The 15,152-nt window shown below is 33.8% G+C and carries 19 protein-coding genes; all 19 read left to right on the forward strand.

Translation table 11 applies throughout. From position 1 onward, the window contains the following. Positions 1-2 precede the first annotated feature (2 nt). Positions 3-872: a MinD/ParA family protein gene (locus TEPIDINF_RS03735; RefSeq protein WP_421691382.1), complete on the forward strand. Its 870-nt coding sequence runs from the start codon at positions 3-5 to the stop codon at positions 870-872. A 10-nt stretch (positions 873-882) separates the two neighbouring features. Continuing rightward, positions 883-1,974, forward strand: a complete 1,092-nt coding sequence (locus tag TEPIDINF_RS03740) for a protein-glutamate methylesterase/protein-glutamine glutaminase (protein ID WP_068723870.1) — start codon at positions 883-885, stop codon at positions 1,972-1,974. Next, positions 1,965-3,953 (forward strand): chemotaxis protein CheA, encoded by a 1,989-nt coding sequence (locus tag TEPIDINF_RS03745; protein WP_068723873.1) that lies wholly within the window; start codon positions 1,965-1,967, stop codon positions 3,951-3,953. Before TEPIDINF_RS03740 ends, TEPIDINF_RS03745 begins: the two co-directional genes overlap by 10 nt. A gap of 11 nt (positions 3,954-3,964) precedes the next feature. Then, positions 3,965-4,444, forward strand: a complete 480-nt coding sequence (locus TEPIDINF_RS03750) for a chemotaxis protein CheW (RefSeq protein WP_068723875.1) — start codon at positions 3,965-3,967, stop codon at positions 4,442-4,444. Between the two features lie 2 nt (positions 4,445-4,446). Next, on the forward strand, positions 4,447-5,067 hold the full coding sequence (locus tag TEPIDINF_RS03755; RefSeq protein ID WP_068723878.1) for a chemotaxis protein CheC: 621 nt from the start codon (positions 4,447-4,449) through the stop codon (positions 5,065-5,067). Further along, on the forward strand, positions 5,064-5,549 hold the full coding sequence (locus tag TEPIDINF_RS03760) for a chemotaxis protein CheD (protein WP_068723880.1): 486 nt from the start codon (positions 5,064-5,066) through the stop codon (positions 5,547-5,549). Before TEPIDINF_RS03755 ends, TEPIDINF_RS03760 begins: the two co-directional genes overlap by 4 nt. Continuing rightward, positions 5,546-5,860: a hypothetical protein gene (locus tag TEPIDINF_RS03765; RefSeq protein WP_068723883.1), complete on the forward strand. Its 315-nt coding sequence runs from the start codon at positions 5,546-5,548 to the stop codon at positions 5,858-5,860. Before TEPIDINF_RS03760 ends, TEPIDINF_RS03765 begins: the two co-directional genes overlap by 4 nt. Positions 5,861-5,877: 17 nt before the next feature. Further along, positions 5,878-6,648, forward strand: coding sequence for a FliA/WhiG family RNA polymerase sigma factor (locus TEPIDINF_RS03770; protein WP_068723885.1), 771 nt, complete (start codon positions 5,878-5,880; stop codon positions 6,646-6,648). Positions 6,649-6,674: 26 nt separating this feature from the next. Next, positions 6,675-8,096 (forward strand): DUF342 domain-containing protein, encoded by a 1,422-nt coding sequence (locus tag TEPIDINF_RS03775; RefSeq protein ID WP_421691383.1) that lies wholly within the window; start codon positions 6,675-6,677, stop codon positions 8,094-8,096. Positions 8,097-8,127: 31 nt separating this feature from the next. Beyond that, a complete protein-coding gene (locus tag TEPIDINF_RS03780; protein WP_068723887.1) occupies positions 8,128-8,379 on the forward strand; it encodes a hypothetical protein in 252 nt (83 codons plus the stop codon). A gap of 23 nt (positions 8,380-8,402) precedes the next feature. Beyond that, on the forward strand, positions 8,403-8,813 hold the full coding sequence (locus TEPIDINF_RS03785) for a DUF2802 domain-containing protein (RefSeq protein ID WP_069798693.1): 411 nt from the start codon (positions 8,403-8,405) through the stop codon (positions 8,811-8,813). Further along, positions 8,806-9,276, forward strand: a complete 471-nt coding sequence (locus tag TEPIDINF_RS03790; RefSeq protein ID WP_068723892.1) for an MltG/YceG/YrrL family protein — start codon at positions 8,806-8,808, stop codon at positions 9,274-9,276. The genes TEPIDINF_RS03785 and TEPIDINF_RS03790 overlap by 8 nt, the downstream gene beginning before the upstream one ends. Positions 9,277-9,422: 146 nt before the next feature. After that, positions 9,423-10,121 (forward strand): 30S ribosomal protein S2, encoded by a 699-nt coding sequence (gene rpsB, locus TEPIDINF_RS03795; protein WP_068723895.1) that lies wholly within the window; start codon positions 9,423-9,425, stop codon positions 10,119-10,121. A gap of 97 nt (positions 10,122-10,218) precedes the next feature. Continuing rightward, positions 10,219-10,869: a translation elongation factor Ts gene (gene tsf, locus TEPIDINF_RS03800; protein WP_421691384.1), complete on the forward strand. Its 651-nt coding sequence runs from the start codon at positions 10,219-10,221 to the stop codon at positions 10,867-10,869. Between the two features lie 126 nt (positions 10,870-10,995). Continuing rightward, positions 10,996-11,736 carry a UMP kinase gene (gene pyrH, locus TEPIDINF_RS03805; RefSeq protein ID WP_069798689.1) on the forward strand — a complete coding sequence of 247 codons (741 nt, stop codon included), beginning with the start codon at positions 10,996-10,998 and terminating at the stop codon, positions 11,734-11,736. Beyond that, positions 11,720-12,277: a ribosome recycling factor gene (gene frr / locus TEPIDINF_RS03810; protein ID WP_069798688.1), complete on the forward strand. Its 558-nt coding sequence runs from the start codon at positions 11,720-11,722 to the stop codon at positions 12,275-12,277. The genes pyrH and frr overlap by 17 nt, the downstream gene beginning before the upstream one ends. A gap of 118 nt (positions 12,278-12,395) precedes the next feature. Continuing rightward, positions 12,396-13,172, forward strand: a complete 777-nt coding sequence (locus TEPIDINF_RS03815; protein WP_068723900.1) for an isoprenyl transferase — start codon at positions 12,396-12,398, stop codon at positions 13,170-13,172. A 12-nt stretch (positions 13,173-13,184) separates the two neighbouring features. Next, on the forward strand, positions 13,185-13,976 hold the full coding sequence (locus tag TEPIDINF_RS03820; protein WP_068723902.1) for a phosphatidate cytidylyltransferase: 792 nt from the start codon (positions 13,185-13,187) through the stop codon (positions 13,974-13,976). Positions 13,977-13,990: 14 nt separating this feature from the next. Continuing rightward, positions 13,991-15,151, forward strand: coding sequence for a 1-deoxy-D-xylulose-5-phosphate reductoisomerase (locus TEPIDINF_RS03825; protein WP_068723904.1), 1,161 nt, complete (start codon positions 13,991-13,993; stop codon positions 15,149-15,151). Position 15,152 lies beyond the last annotated feature (1 nt).

Genomic DNA, 15,152 nt, shown 5'->3' on the forward strand with positions numbered 1-15,152 from the left:
TTATGATTTATGATCAAGCAGCAGATTTGAGGAAAAAATTACAATCAACTCCTAATAAAATGGAACGTCTAACAAGGGTGATTACAATCACAAGCGGTAAGGGAGGAGTTGGAAAGTCAAATTTCACCCTAAATTTTGCCTTAGCGTTGTTGGAAAAGCAACATAAAACAGTTATCTTGGATGCAGATATTGGCTTAGCAAATATCGATATTCTTATGGGAATTGCACCAAAATATACTTTGCAGGATATGCTATACCAACATTTGCAAATCTGGGACATCCTAGAAAAAGGACCTAACGAATTAGAATTTATTGCTGGTGGGTCTGATTTAGAAGGACTTTTTGATATGAAAAAAAAATATTTTCCTTATCTATTTGAACAGTTTCTCTTGCTTAATGGTTATGTAGATACCTTACTAATTGATACAGGAGCAGGGATTACCCCAGAATCTTTAAAATTTATGTTCTCTTCAGATGAGATATTCTTAGTTACATCACCGGAACCAACTTCAATAACTGATGCTTATGCGATGATTAAAATGATTTTTTCTAAAAAGAAAGAAATAAAGATTTCTTTAGTAATAAATCGCGTTACCAACGAACAAGAGGGACATAATACGGCAAATCGAATCAAAGCAGTAGCAAAACGATTTTTGGACTGCGATATTGGCTTACTTGGGTTTATATATGATGATGAAATTGTTCCAAAAGCCGTAAAAAAACAAGAACCATTTTATTTATCTTATCCAAATAGTAGAGCTTCCAGAAGTATTAATAATTTGGTACAAAATTATTTAAGTAATCATGAATATGTTCACTCAAAAGGTGTTCGTAGCTTTTTAGAAAGAATGACATACTGGTTTCATAGATAGAGGTGATAGTATGAAACCTATTCGAGTTTTAGTTGTAGATGATTCATTTTTTATGAGGAAGCTCATTTCTGATTTTTTAGTAGAAAGTGGGATCATAGAAGTTGTAGATACAGCTAAAAATGGAATTGAAGCTGTAGAAAAACATCTTAGACTGAATCCAGATGTGATCACGATGGATGTCGAGATGCCTCAAATGAATGGGTTAGAAGCACTAGAGCAAATCATGAAAAAGAAGCCTGTCCCAATTATTATGCTTAGTAGTTTAACCAAACAGGGTACAGATATTACAGTTCAAGCATTACAAAAAGGGGCATTCGATTTTGTTGCAAAACCTTCTGGGGCTATTTCGTTTGATATAAAAAAGGTTAAAGATGAATTGATAAATAAAATAATAATTGCTCATCGTCAAAAGGAAAAATGGCATAAACACTTGAATTATAATGATAGAAAAGAAACAAAGGGAGAAACAAAAACGGTAAATTGTCTCGAGATTGAAACTGGTCATATAGAGGGAATCATTGCTATTGGAACTTCAACTGGTGGACCAAAGGCTTTACAAGAGGTAATCACAAAGATCCCAAAAAACTTCCCCTATGGAATTTTAATTGTACAACATATGCCAGCGGGTTTTACAAAATCTCTAGCCACACGTTTAAATTCACTATCTGAGATTGAAGTGCTTGAAGCAGAAGATCAGCAATTAATTAAGGCTGGGACAGCATATATTGCACCCGGAAATTATCATATGACTGTTCGGCAACTTCAAAAACAGTTTAAAATTGAACTTAATCAGAATGATCCAGTATCAGGACATCGTCCTTCCGTAGATGTTTTATTTCAATCCTTGGCCACAATACGTACAAAGAAAATCTTTGTTATTATGACGGGAATGGGAAACGATGGAACAAAAGGATTAACGATCGCAAAACAAGGGGAGCAAGTGATTACCATTGGCGAGGATGAGACAACCTGTGTGGTTTATGGAATGCCAAAGTCAGCAATCCAAAAAGGTTTAATTGATATGGTTATTCCGTTGCATCATATTACAAATAAAATTTTAGAATCTGTTCAAAAACAGAGGAGGTGGCAGTCATGGATTTAAATCAATATGTAGAGATATTTTTAGAGGAATCTAAAGAACATTTACAATCATTAAATGAGAAATTATTATTACTAGAAAAAGATCGACAAAATCTCGATTTGGTTAATGAAATTTTTAGATCTGCCCATACGTTGAAAGGAATGGCTGCAACGATGGGTTATGAAAGTATGGCTACATTAACTCATGAGATGGAAAACGTATTAGATCAAGTTAGAAACCATAAAAAACAGGTTGACCCGCGTTTAATGGATACGATTTTTCATTGTGTTGATTTGTTAGAACAAATGATTCTTTCAATTAGTGATGGTGGAGATGGTAACTTAGATAGTTCTACCGTAATCAATGAACTACAAGGGATCGTCTCAGGTAATTCAACATTGCCTAATGTAGCTACAGACGTGGAAATCAAGAGTGAGGATAGGAATCAGATAACATTTGATGAATATGAAAAAACAGTTTTACACCAATCCTTAGAATCAGGTTTTCTAGTTTATCATTTAAAAATTTTCCTTGATCAAGGAAGTATGCTTAAGTCTGCTAGAGCATATATGGTTTTTCGAGCATTAGAACAATTTGGTGAGATTTTAAAAGCTATTCCTTCAGTAGAAGAAATTGAAAATGAGGATTTTGATCATGAATTTTCAGTCATTCTAATATCAAAAAACCAGCAAGAAGATATTAAAAAAGAAATCTTACATATCTCTGAAATTGTTGACGTTCAAATTACAACAATTTCTAGTACTCTATTAAATGAACATGATAAAAAAGTAGAGACTAATTCGCAAGCTCAGCAAAATAATCAAAATATACAGCAACATCATAAAGGTCCAACAGGTAAAATGATCCGTGTCGATATTGAACGCTTAGATGAATTGATGAACTTGTTTAGTGAATTGGTCATCGATAGAGGTCGGTTGGAGCAACTATCTGCAGAAATAAGGAATTCTGAATTAACAGATACGGTTGAACACATGAGTCGAATTAGTAGTAATTTACAAAATATTATTTTGAATCTACGAATGGTCCCAATTGAACAGGTATTTAATCGTTTTCCAAGAATGATTAGAGATTTAGCTAAAGAACTTAATAAAAAAGTAAATTTAACGATTATTGGAGCTGAAACTGAACTAGATCGAACCGTCATTGACGAAATAGGAGACCCACTTGTCCATTTGTTAAGAAATGCGATAGACCACGGACTAGAATCGGTTGAAAAAAGAATTAAGAATCATAAACCTGAAACAGGAGAAATTTCTCTTAAAGCATATCATAGTGGGAATTATGTATTTATCGAGATAAGTGATGATGGTAGTGGAATTGATAAAGAAAAAGTTCTTAAAAAGGCAATAGAACGCAAGCTAATCAGTCAAGAAGAGGCAAGAAATTTGACAAACAATCAAATTTATAACCTTTTATTTGCTTCAGGATTAAGTACTGCTGAAAAGATTTCAGACATTTCTGGGCGTGGTGTTGGTCTTGATGTTGTAAAATCAAAGATTGAAGCCTTAGGTGGTTTTGTTTCTATTGAATCAGAATTAGGTAAAGGAACAACGTTTACTATTCAGTTACCTTTAACACTTTCTATTATTTCGGCTATGTTAGTTAGAATACAAAATGAAAAATATGCAATACCTTTAAGTTCAATTATTGAAACAGCCATCTATAGACCGGAAGAAATCATGTATGCCCATAAACAACAAGTGATTGATTTTCGAGGGCATATTGTGCCACTTGTTTCGCTAAAGAAAGTATTTGAAGTACCTGATGGGGATATTGAAGAAGAGGATATTTCTGTCGTAATTGTGCGTAAAGGAGAAAAAATGGCTGGCTTAATCGTTGATTCCTTTATTGGTCAACAAGAAATAGTACTTAAATCTTTAGGTTCCTATTTACCACATGTATTTGCTATTTCTGGTGCAACAATTCTTGGAGATGGTCAGGTTGCTTTAATTATCGATACAAATTCGTTAATAAAATAGGAGGGATTCATATGAGCAATACAGTAGAACAAAACAGTAGTGAAATTAAAGTTATTGTCTTTCGTTTAGGAAGTGAGGAGTATGGAGTAGATGTTCAACAAGTAAAATCTATTGAACGGATGGAACATATCACCCGTGTTCCAAACACTCCTCCTTTTGTAAAAGGGGTTATTAACCTTCGAGGAGTTGTTATTCCGATCATTGACCTAAGAAGACGATTTAGTATTGAACAAAAAGATTATAATGAATCTACCCGTATCATAATTGTAAATGTAGAAGAGATGGAAGTGGGATTAATAGTAGATGCAGCAAATGATGTAATTGACATCCCTGTTCAAGCGATTGAACCACCTCCAAAAGTGGTTGGTGCTGTCGAGGCTATTTATCTTCGTGGTGTTGCTAAATTATCTAATCGCCTACTTATTTTGCTTAATTTAGATAAAGTGCTAAATGTGGATGAAATGAAAGAATTGGAAAAATTCGGTGCATAGTGATGAATAAATTAAATCAATTAAAAGATTTACAACTTGACCTGTTAAAAGAAGTAGGAAATATAGGAGCAGGACACGCTGCGACTGCCCTTTCCACTATGATTGAGAAAACGATTGAAATGAATGTCCCTAAGGTGAAAATTCTCCCCTTTTCCGAGATCGAAGAGTTTTTAGGGGGAGAAGATCAAGTCATGGTTGGAATTTTTTTAAGAGTAGAAGGCGATGTTCCTGGCAATATGTTTTTTATGATGACGAAAGAATCTGCAAAGCAATTATTAAAATATATGTTAAACAGTGATGATGTAAAGCACGAAGGATTTACAGATTTGGAATATTCAGCTTTAAACGAATTAGGGAATATATTAACAGGTTCCTACCTTTCATCACTAGCAGATTTTACAAACCTTAAAATGAATCCTACTGTTCCATCTATTGCAATTGATATGGTAGGTGCGATTCTAAGTTTTGGTTTAATTCAAATTAGTCAATACAGTGATGTAGCGATTGTAATTGATACCACATTTCTTGATGGCAATAATTTAGTAGAAGGCCACTTCTTTTTGATTCCTGACCCAGAATCATTTCAGCCTCTATTTTCAGCTTTAGGAGTACCATGGGAATGAGTGTGATCAAAGTAGGCATGGCAGACTTGAACATCGCAATCACCCCAGATCGACTTAGAACAACTGGATTGGGTTCTTGTGTGGGAATTGCGATTGTTGACAAGGTTAACCATATAGGTGGTTTAGCCCATATAATGCTTCCATCTTCTGAAATGGTTAAAATAGGTCAACTTAATAAAGCTAAGTATGCAGATACTGCGGTGCCATTATTAGTTGAAAAAATGGTTCAATTGGGTGCAAAGAAAAGTTTAATGGTTGCTAAATTAGCAGGTGGCGCACAAATGTTTCAGTTTCAATCTCAAAATGATATGATGAGAATTGGCCCAAGAAATGTGGAGGCCTCAAAAGTATCTCTAAAAGAATTAGGTATTCCTATCATTGCAGAAGATACGGGTGGGAATTTTGGTAGAACAATAGAATTGGATATTTTAACAGGCATACTTTATATTAAAACAGCTAATCAAGGTGTAAACGAGATATGAAAGTTGTTAAAGAATTGTTGTTTGGAGTTGTTCTTGGTTGTTTTGCTTTCTTGTTGGTTTTTATTCTAAATTGGAAAGTGAACTTGTTTTATACTTCTTTGATTCGAGGACTTTTTGCTTTTATCGTGTTTACAGCTGTGGGTATCATTATTGGATTTTTATTGATACCACAACAAAAACAGCATATTGATGTAAAAGCCTCAATAAACGATGAAGATTTATTTCAACCTCTTCATTTTCCAAAAATAGAAAGTGAAGATGAAATAGAGAAATATGTAAATGGGATTCGAAACTTGTCTCAAGATGAATAGAAAGTTGGTGTCATCATATGAAAAGCCTAGAACAACAAAAAATAAATCAACTTTGGCAATCATGGCGAGATAATGATGATCCAAAAGCCTATGAAGAATTGGTAGAGCATTATATGAGGTTAGTAGAGCAAATTGTAAATAAAATGAAAAAATCATTATCAAATCAAGTTACTTTTGATGAATTAAAAAGTCATGGTGTGATTGGTTTACTTGATGCTTTAACAAAATTTGACCCTCATAGAGGCTTACAATTTGAAACTTATGCTAGTCTTCGTATTCGTGGAGCAATATTGGATGGAATACGTGAAAACGATTGGATCCCACGTTCTATTCGTGAAAAGGCAAAAAAAATTGAACGAGCTTACCAAGAATTGGAACAAAAATTTTTAAGATCTGTTTCTGATCTAGAAGTAACACAATATCTAGGAATGGAACTAGATGAGTTTTATCAAAGCATTAAAGAAACCGCTTTTCTAAGTTATATATCTTTAGATGAACCGATTGATGAGGAAGGGGAAAATACCCGTTTATCTATGCTTTCAGATTCAAGGCAGGTTATCGAGGAAAAAATTAATCAGCAAAATCTCAAGGATATTTTGTCAAAAGCAATAGATCGTTTGCCAGAAAAAGAAAAATTAGTGGTTTCATTATATTATTATGAGGAATTAAATTTAACGGAGATATCAGAGATTTTAGAATTATCAACCTCAAGAATATCACAGTTACATACAAAGGCAATCTATCGACTAAGAGGATCTTTAAGTAGGCAAAAGAAAAACATTTTCTAATCTTAATTATTTTTTTGGGGGGCTATATGATGGACAATCAACTTGAAATGGAGAAATTGTCAACGATCATTGAAGTCACTATTTTGAATTCAGGTATGTTGGCAACTTTAACTTTTGTTTACGATGATAGAATCAATAGCCCTATTCCCAGTGAGTTAATGAAAGAATATTTAGAAAAACATAAGGTTATCTATGGTTTGGATGAGCAACAACTTTCATTAATATGTGCTCATCCATTAACATATATAGGAAAAACTGTTAACATCGCTCATGGTTTGGCTCCGCTTGATGGAAAAGATGCTCGTATAGAATGGGGTGAATTTTATATTCAAGAAAATACTGGACCAAAGGAGTTAAGTGATGGGAGAGTAGATTATTATTCAGTTAAGAGAATTCTTAATGTTAAAAAAGGTGAATTGATCGCTCAAAAGATTCCTTTTACTGAAGGAGAGGCAGGAAGAACAGTATCAGGAGATCTTATTCCTGCAAAAAAAGGAAAAGATGTCTATTTAAAACCGGGGAAAAATGTGGTAATGAATCAAACAAAGGATAAATTTTATGCTGCAATTGATGGTCAAGTCGTTGTAACAGATCAGGACAAAATTAATGTTTTCCCTATCTATGAGGTGAATGGAGACGTAGATTTTAGTGTTGGGAATATTGATTTTGTCGGTACTGTCGTAATTCGAGGGAACGTACCGGATGGTTTTAAAATTTGGGCAACAGGAGATATTCGAATTTATGGAAATGTAGAGGGATCAAAACTAATAGCTGGTGGAGATATTATTATTCAACAGGGAGTAATCGGTCATAATAAATCTTTGATTAAATCGAAAAAAGACGTAATAGCTTCTTTTATTCTTGAAGGGGACATTCATGCTTATGAGCATGTTTATGTTTCGCAAAGTATTATGCATAGTAATGTTAGTGCTGGAAAGCAAGTCACTTGTTCTGGAACAAAAGGTTTAATTGTCGGAGGTAAGATACAAGCAGGTGAGAAAATTTCAGCTATCACAATTGGCAATCAATTAGCGACTTCAACAATACTAGAAGTAGGGATGAATCCTGAATTAAGAAGTGAATTAAATCATCTTCAGACTGAAAAACGAGAAATCTTTCATTCTTTAGATAAAATAAAAAAAGCACTTCATTTACTAGAAAAAATGCAGAGAACTACTAATACATTACCACCAGAAAAGAAACAGCTACAGGTGGAGTTAATCAATCAACAGATATCTATGGAGAGAAAGATAAAAGAAATCATGGAGCGAGAAAAAGAAATAGAAAGCCAATTTAATCGTATTGAACGGGCAACCATAGAAGTATTTAAGGTGATTTATCCAGGAGTGAAGTTAGTGATTGGTAAAACAAACAAGTTTATTAACCAGGAATATAAGCATATAAAATTTGTGCAAGAAGAGGGAGAAATTATTGCTAAACTGTTATAAATCTTTGTAATATTGTAAGGGGTGAAATACTATGAGCCTAAGGTCACTTGAACTTCATTTGACTTTCCCTAAAATGCAGGAAATAAGCAAGTATCAACAAAACATGCAGCAAAAAGCAATCGTTGAGCAAAGCTTATTTCTTACAGAGACAAAACAGTTAGACAAAGAAAAACGTAAAAAAATTGACAAAACAAATAAATCTCAATTAAATGAAAATAATTCAACAAGAACACCAAGAAATAATGACCCTAACAAAGGAAGAATGATAGATATTAAACTATAACTTATCCAGTAAAGGTGATATAAATGAACATCATTTGGTTACAATTCATTCTGCTTTTTATTGGTATTGTTTTTTTAATTATTTCTTTTTTCAAGCCGAATCAGGATTCAATTATTGATGAAAAAATTGAAAAAGTATTTGATGAATTTACGATTCAATTGGATTTTGAAAATCAAGAGTTATTTAAGCAAATAAAAAAGTCACAACAAGAATATTATGCAGAATTAAACAGGAAAATGAAAAATGTGGAAGAACGTTTAGATAAAATAGAACGAGATAAAGGAACGAATCATGTAAACCCAAGATATGCGCAAATCTTTGAACTCTATCAATCAGGAGCCTCAATTGATGCGATCGCAAAAAAAATGAAAATGGGGCATGGGGAAATCGAGTTGATATTAGAACTTGCTAAGAAAGGACTAAAGTATGTTTAGTAACAAAAACTTTTTGAAAGGCATGGGAATTGGTTTTATCTTAAGCAGTATATTTTTATTTTGGTTTGTTAAACCTCCTTCTGAAACCCCAACTCCAACCCCAGCCGAGTTAATCAAAAATATTTCAATCGAGGAACTTAAACAACTTATCACTGAAAAAGGGTATGTTATTTACAAACCTGAAGAAATTGAAGCTTTAAAAGAAGAAAACAAAGAAACAGATTCTAAGACACCAGAAAAGGTTCAATTTGTGATCAAAAAGGGTATGACATCTTATAAAGTTGCTGATCTATTAGTTTCGTCAAATATAATTAAAGATAAACAGCAGTTTTTAAACATATTAAGCCAATATGGACTAATGAAAAATATTCAAATCGGGAATTATACTTATCATTCAGATATGACTTTAGATGATTTGATTTCACTCATAACCCATAAAAAAGTGGAAGAATGGAAAAAGTAAATAAGTTGCATCCTATTGCTAATTATGGTATATTAAATCTCGGTGTTAAAAACACACGCTTACCAATTTAATTACGGGTGCTATATGATTAGTTGTAATTAAAAATGAAGTAAGCGGAGGAAAAAAACCAAAGGAGGTGTTGAGATATGGCAGTTATTTCCATGAAACAATTATTGGAGGCAGGGGTTCATTTTGGTCACCAAACACGCCGTTGGAACCCAAAAATGGAACGCTATATCTTCACAGAAAGAAATGGTATTTATATTATTGATTTACAAAAAACAGTTAAGAAAGTAGAAGAAGCTTATAACTTTATTAAAGAAGTTGCAGCTTCTGGTAAGAGCATTCTTTTTGTCGGAACAAAAAAACAAGCTCAAGATTCTGTAAAAGAAGAAGCAGAACGCTCTGACAGCTTTTATATCAATCAACGTTGGTTAGGTGGTACTTTAACTAACTTTGCAACAATTCAAAAACGTATTGACCGTTTAAGTCAATTAGAAACAATGGAAGCTGACGGGACTTTTGATGTCCTTCCTAAAAAAGAAGTAATCATTCTTAAAAAAGAAAAAGAACGTCTAGAAAAATTCTTAGGCGGTATTAAAGGAATGAAAGAACTTCCTGGTGCATTGTTCGTTATTGATCCTCGTAAGGAGCGTATTGCTGTTGCTGAGGCACACAAATTAGGGATTCCAGTTGTAGCAATTGTCGATACAAACTGTGATCCTGATGAAGTAGATTATGTCATTCCAGGTAATGATGATGCAATTCGTGCAGTGAAATTATTAACTGAAAAAATGGCAGAAGCTATTTTAGAAGGCAGACAAGGTGAACAAACAATCGCTTAATCATATGAAGGGTGGCCTAAGGGTGTTATACCCTTTACCACCCTTTTAAAATAGTACATAATGCATAGTATTATTTATTAGATCAAGGAGGATAAGAATGGAAATTACAGCATCGATGGTAAAAGAGCTTCGTGAAAAAACTGGAGCAGGAATGATGGATTGTAAAAAGGCATTAAATGAAGCAAATGGTGATATGGAAAGAGCAGTAGAGATTTTACGTGAAAAAGGTATCGCATCTGCTGCAAAAAAAGCTGGACGTATTGCTGCTGAAGGAATGGTAGAATCTTATATACATGGTGGAGGAAGAATCGGTGTTTTGGTTGAAGTTAATTGTGAAACTGACTTTGTTGCCAAAACGGACGAATTCAGAAGTTTTGTTCGCGATATAGCGATGCATATTGCTGCCACAAATCCTAGATATTTAAAGCGTGAAGAGGTTCCTCAAGAGGATATTGAAAAAGAACGCGAAATACTTAAAGCTCAAGCATTAAATGAAGGAAAACCTGAAAAAATTGTTGAGAAAATGGTAGAAGGTCGTATTGATAAATTTTATAAAGAAAACTGCCTATTAGAACAACCTTTTGTTAAAGATCCTGACAAAACCATTGAGAGTTTAGTAAAAGAACAAATCGCAAAAATTGGTGAGAATATTAATATTCGTCGTTTTATGAGATACGAACTTGGTGAAGGTCTAGAAAAGAAAGTAGACAATTTTGTTGAGGAAGTTATGGCACAAGCAAAGATGTAATTTGCTTTAAAATAGGGAACACCTTTGTGTTCCTATTTTTTTAAATTATTAGGTTTTCTTGATTAACACTTTATTAGAGCAGGAATATGATTATTGATGTAGAATAATGAACGGGGGTTCAAATAAATGGAACGTCCACAATATAAGAGAATTGTTCTTAAGTTGAGCGGAGAGGCTTTAGCAGGTCAATTAGGTTATGGAATCGACCCAAAATTTATTTTTTCTATTGCAAATCAAATAAAAGATGTTGTTTCACTTGGTGTTCAGGTTGCGATTGTGGTTGGTGGTGGCAACATTTGGCGGGGTATTTCTGGAAGTGCACAGGGTATGGATCGTGCAACCGCAGATTATATGGGAATGTTGGCAACGGTCATGAATTCTTTAGCACTACAAGACGCTTTAGAGAACATCTTGGTCCCTACAAGGGTACAAACTTCTATCGAAATGAGACAGGTTGCAGAACCCTATATTAGACGAAAAGCAATAAGACATTTAGAGAAAAATCGAGTAGTTATTTTTGCTGGTGGAACAGGCAACCCTTATTTTTCCACGGATACAACCGCTGCTTTAAGAGCGGCAGAAATCGAAGCCGATGTTATATTGATGGCTAAAAATAAAGTGGATGGTGTTTATTCATCTGATCCGCAAAAAGATAAAAACGCTACGAAGTATGAATCCTTAACCTATTTGGATCTTTTGAGAAAAGGGTTAGGAGTAATGGATTCAACTGCCTCTTCATTATGTATGGACAATCATTTACCACTTATTGTTTTTAATATTTCAGAAGAGGGAAATATTAAAAAGGTAGTATTAGGTGAAAAAATTGGAACGATTATTGGGGGGAATGAGGATGCCTCAAACAATTAAAAAGAATGCACAAGAAAGAATGGAAAAGGCGATTAGTACGTTAAAAAAAGAATTGGCAAGTGTAAGAGCTGGTCGAGCTAATGTTTCTCTATTGGACAAAGTACAAGTTGAATATTATGGAGCTCTTACGCCTTTAAATCAAATGGCGAATATTACAACACCTGATGCCCGTACACTTGTTATCCAACCTTGGGATAAGAGCATAATGGGTGAAATTGAAAAGGCGATTTTGAAATCTGAATTAGGAATCACCCCAACAAACGACGGTTCAGTGATTAGAATCAATATCCCACCTCTTACCGAAGAAAGAAGAAAAGAATTGGTAAAAGTAGTTAAGAAGATGGGGGAAGAAAGCAAAGTTGCTATTCGCAATATTCGTCGCGATGCAAATGAAGAATTAAAAAAGAAAGAGAAGAATGGGGAGATTTCCGAGGATCAATCCCATCGTACACAAGAAGAGATTCAAAAACTAACAGATAAGTTTATTGGTGATGTAGACACTGTTGTAAATACAAAAGAAAAAGAAATTATGGAAGTTTAAAGACCCTCCCTCCCTTTCATAAGGGAGGGCATTTTTTCAATCGTAAAGAACATAGTAACTTTTTCTATATGTTTAAATTTGTGGATCTGTTTAATTGTTTTGGAGTGGAGGACGAATGATGTTAAAGGGTTTGTTTGCAAAGAAAAAAGAAAATGGTTTAGACAAAAATAAACTTAATATAAAAGACCTTGACCCTTTAAATATTCCTAAACACGTTGCTATTATAATGGACGGCAATGGAAGATGGGCGAAACAAAAAGGTTTACCAAGAATTGCTGGACATCGTGAAGGAATGAAAACGATTAGAGAAGTGGCTCGAGTTGCAAATGAAGTTGGGATCAAAATTTTAACCCTTTATGCTTTTTCTACCGAAAACTGGAAAAGGCCGCAAGATGAAGTGAAATTTTTAATGGATTTACCTCAGGAGTTTTTAAGAAAAGAGCTTGACGAATTAATCGAACAAAATGTTCAGGTCAAAATGATGGGATTTGATCAACAACTCCCTGAACATACTTTAAATGCAGTACATGAAGCAGTAGAGAAGACAAAGCAAAATACTGGACTTATTTTAAATTTTGCTTTAAACTACGGTAGTCGTTATGAGATTATCCATGCGATAAGAAATATTGTTGATGATGTTTTAGCTGGCAATATTTCTAAAGATGAAATTGATGAGAAATTAATGAATCAATATCTATTAACGAAATCATATCCAGATCCTGATCTACTTATCAGAACAAGCGGCGAACTTCGAATTAGTAATTTTTTACTTTGGCAGATAGCCTATACTGAATTATGGTATACTGATGAATTTTGGCCTGAATTTAATAAACAAAGCTTATTACAAGCTATCTATGAATATCAACAAAGATCGAGGCGATTTGGATCACTATAAAGGGTGGGCTTAATGAAACAAAGGATTTTGACAGGATTAATCGGTGGAATTGGTTTTATCTATTTAGTATGGTTGGGGGAGCTTCCCTATACAATTTTAGTAATATTATTAGCATTGATAGGGTATTATGAATTTTTAAGAATGAATCAAACACCAGTATTTTCATGGCAAGGACTTATCGGACTCAATACCGTTCTATTTATCATCCTAACTCAAAATTCGCTTTTAGCTGGTATAGATCGACAACAATTAATGTCACTTTTACTTGTTTCTTTGTTTTTGTATCTTGCTTTAATTGTGATAAAGAAAAATGAAATCAATTTTGATCAGGTTTCTTATCACTTGTTTGGTGCAATGTATATTGGCTTTGGTTTTTCCTATATGTTAGAAACAAGATTGATGGAACATGGATTCCAATTTAGTCTTCTTGTTTTTTTGGCTACTTTTGCTTCTGATTCAGGGGCTTATTTTACTGGAAAATATTTAGGCAAAACTAAACTATGGCCTGAAATTAGTCCCAAGAAAACCATTGAAGGATCTATTGGAGGCATTGTCTTTGCAATTATTGTAAGTTTACTTTTAAATGCAATGTTTCAAATTACAGAGCATTTTATGCTAATGATTTGGGCAGGCATTCTTATTGCAATAACTGGACAATTTGGGGATTTAATCGAATCCGCATTAAAAAGGTCAAAAGGAGTAAAAGATTCTGGATCACTTTTACCTGGACATGGTGGAGTTCTAGATCGATTTGATAGTTTAATCTTTGTCTTTCCCATTTTGCACTTATTACATATACTTTAGATCATGGGGGTAAAGTGATGAAATACTTAGCAATACTAGGATCAACCGGCTCTATTGGTACACAAGCGTTAGAAGTCGTTCAGGCTCATCAAGACAAGTTTCGTGTTATTGGTTTATCAGCAGGATCGAATTTAACAGTCTTAAAAAAACAGATTGCAACCTTTTCTCCAAAAATCGTTTCTGTTCGTTCAAAAGATTTAGCAGAAAAACTTCGAACTGAAGTACGAAGCGATGTAAAAATCGTTTATGGGGAGGAAGGGCTTATTGAAGTTGCCACTCAGGATGATGTTGATTTTGTGATAACTGCATTAGTAGGAAGTATTGGCTTAAAACCAACAATAAAGGCAATTGAAGCAAATAAACAGATTGGTTTAGCAAACAAAGAAACCCTTGTATCTGGTGGACATTTAGTCATGGAACTAGCGAAACAATATGACGTTCCGATTATTCCTATAGATAGTGAACATTCTGCTATTTACCAAAGCCTAAATGGTGAAAAAAATACTCAAGTTAATCGAATTATCTTAACAGCATCTGGAGGCCCTTTTAGAAATAAATCTAGAGAAGATTTGAAAAACGTTACGATTGCAGATGCTTTAAAACATCCAAACTGGACAATGGGAGCAAAAATAACGATTGACTCAGCAACAATGATGAATAAAGGATTAGAGGTTATAGAGGCACATTGGTTATTTCAAATGCCTTATGAAAAAATTGATGTCATGATTCACCCTGAAAGCATCATACATTCTATGGTAGAATATATTGATAGAGCAATTATTGCTCAATTAGGAACTCCTGATATGAAGGTTCCTATTCAATATGCGATCTCTTATCCGGATCGTTTAAATCTAAATATTGATGCGCTTGATTTAACTCAGATTGGGGCATTGCACTTCTTTAAACCGGATTTAGAGAGGTTCCCTAGTCTGAAAATGGCATACCAAACAGGAAAAGAAGGAGGAACGATGCCTACAGTACTAAACGCTGCTAACGAAGTAGTAGTGGGCGCTTTTTTACAAGGTAAAGTTCCGTTTATGGAAATAGAAAGTATAATTGATGCTATTTTAGGACAGCATCAAAAGGTAAAGCATCCTTCAATTGAAGAGATCATGGAAGCTGATCGTTGGGCAAGGGTAGCAACGTCTACACTTATCAAAAGTAAAGGTTGGTGAT

The organism is Tepidibacillus infernus, from assembly GCF_048898065.1.
GTDB classification, from domain to species: Bacteria; Bacillota; Bacilli; order Tepidibacillales; family Tepidibacillaceae; genus Tepidibacillus_B; species Tepidibacillus_B infernus.

Excerpts from the sequence above, each read along its gene's own strand:
- TEPIDINF_RS03735 (WP_421691382.1), top strand. The coding sequence starts at position 3 with ATGATTTATGATCAAGCAGCAGATTTGAGGAAAAAATTACAATCAACT.
- TEPIDINF_RS03740 (WP_068723870.1), top strand. The coding sequence starts at position 883 with ATGAAACCTATTCGAGTTTTAGTTGTAGATGATTCATTTTTTATGAGG.
- TEPIDINF_RS03745 (WP_068723873.1), top strand. The coding sequence starts at position 1,965 with ATGGATTTAAATCAATATGTAGAGATATTTTTAGAGGAATCTAAAGAA.
- TEPIDINF_RS03750 (WP_068723875.1), top strand. The coding sequence starts at position 3,965 with ATGAGCAATACAGTAGAACAAAACAGTAGTGAAATTAAAGTTATTGTC.
- TEPIDINF_RS03755 (WP_068723878.1), top strand. The coding sequence starts at position 4,447 with ATGAATAAATTAAATCAATTAAAAGATTTACAACTTGACCTGTTAAAA.
- TEPIDINF_RS03760 (WP_068723880.1), top strand. The coding sequence starts at position 5,064 with ATGAGTGTGATCAAAGTAGGCATGGCAGACTTGAACATCGCAATCACC.
- TEPIDINF_RS03765 (WP_068723883.1), top strand. The coding sequence starts at position 5,546 with ATGAAAGTTGTTAAAGAATTGTTGTTTGGAGTTGTTCTTGGTTGTTTT.
- TEPIDINF_RS03770 (WP_068723885.1), top strand. The coding sequence starts at position 5,878 with ATGAAAAGCCTAGAACAACAAAAAATAAATCAACTTTGGCAATCATGG.
- TEPIDINF_RS03775 (WP_421691383.1), top strand. The coding sequence starts at position 6,675 with ATGATGGACAATCAACTTGAAATGGAGAAATTGTCAACGATCATTGAA.
- TEPIDINF_RS03780 (WP_068723887.1), top strand. The coding sequence starts at position 8,128 with ATGAGCCTAAGGTCACTTGAACTTCATTTGACTTTCCCTAAAATGCAG.
- TEPIDINF_RS03785 (WP_069798693.1), top strand. The coding sequence starts at position 8,403 with ATGAACATCATTTGGTTACAATTCATTCTGCTTTTTATTGGTATTGTT.
- TEPIDINF_RS03790 (WP_068723892.1), top strand. The coding sequence starts at position 8,806 with ATGTTTAGTAACAAAAACTTTTTGAAAGGCATGGGAATTGGTTTTATC.
- rpsB (WP_068723895.1), top strand. The coding sequence starts at position 9,423 with ATGGCAGTTATTTCCATGAAACAATTATTGGAGGCAGGGGTTCATTTT.
- tsf (WP_421691384.1), top strand. The coding sequence starts at position 10,219 with ATGGAAATTACAGCATCGATGGTAAAAGAGCTTCGTGAAAAAACTGGA.
- pyrH (WP_069798689.1), top strand. The coding sequence starts at position 10,996 with ATGGAACGTCCACAATATAAGAGAATTGTTCTTAAGTTGAGCGGAGAG.
- frr (WP_069798688.1), top strand. The coding sequence starts at position 11,720 with ATGCCTCAAACAATTAAAAAGAATGCACAAGAAAGAATGGAAAAGGCG.
- TEPIDINF_RS03815 (WP_068723900.1), top strand. The coding sequence starts at position 12,396 with ATGTTAAAGGGTTTGTTTGCAAAGAAAAAAGAAAATGGTTTAGACAAA.
- TEPIDINF_RS03820 (WP_068723902.1), top strand. The coding sequence starts at position 13,185 with ATGAAACAAAGGATTTTGACAGGATTAATCGGTGGAATTGGTTTTATC.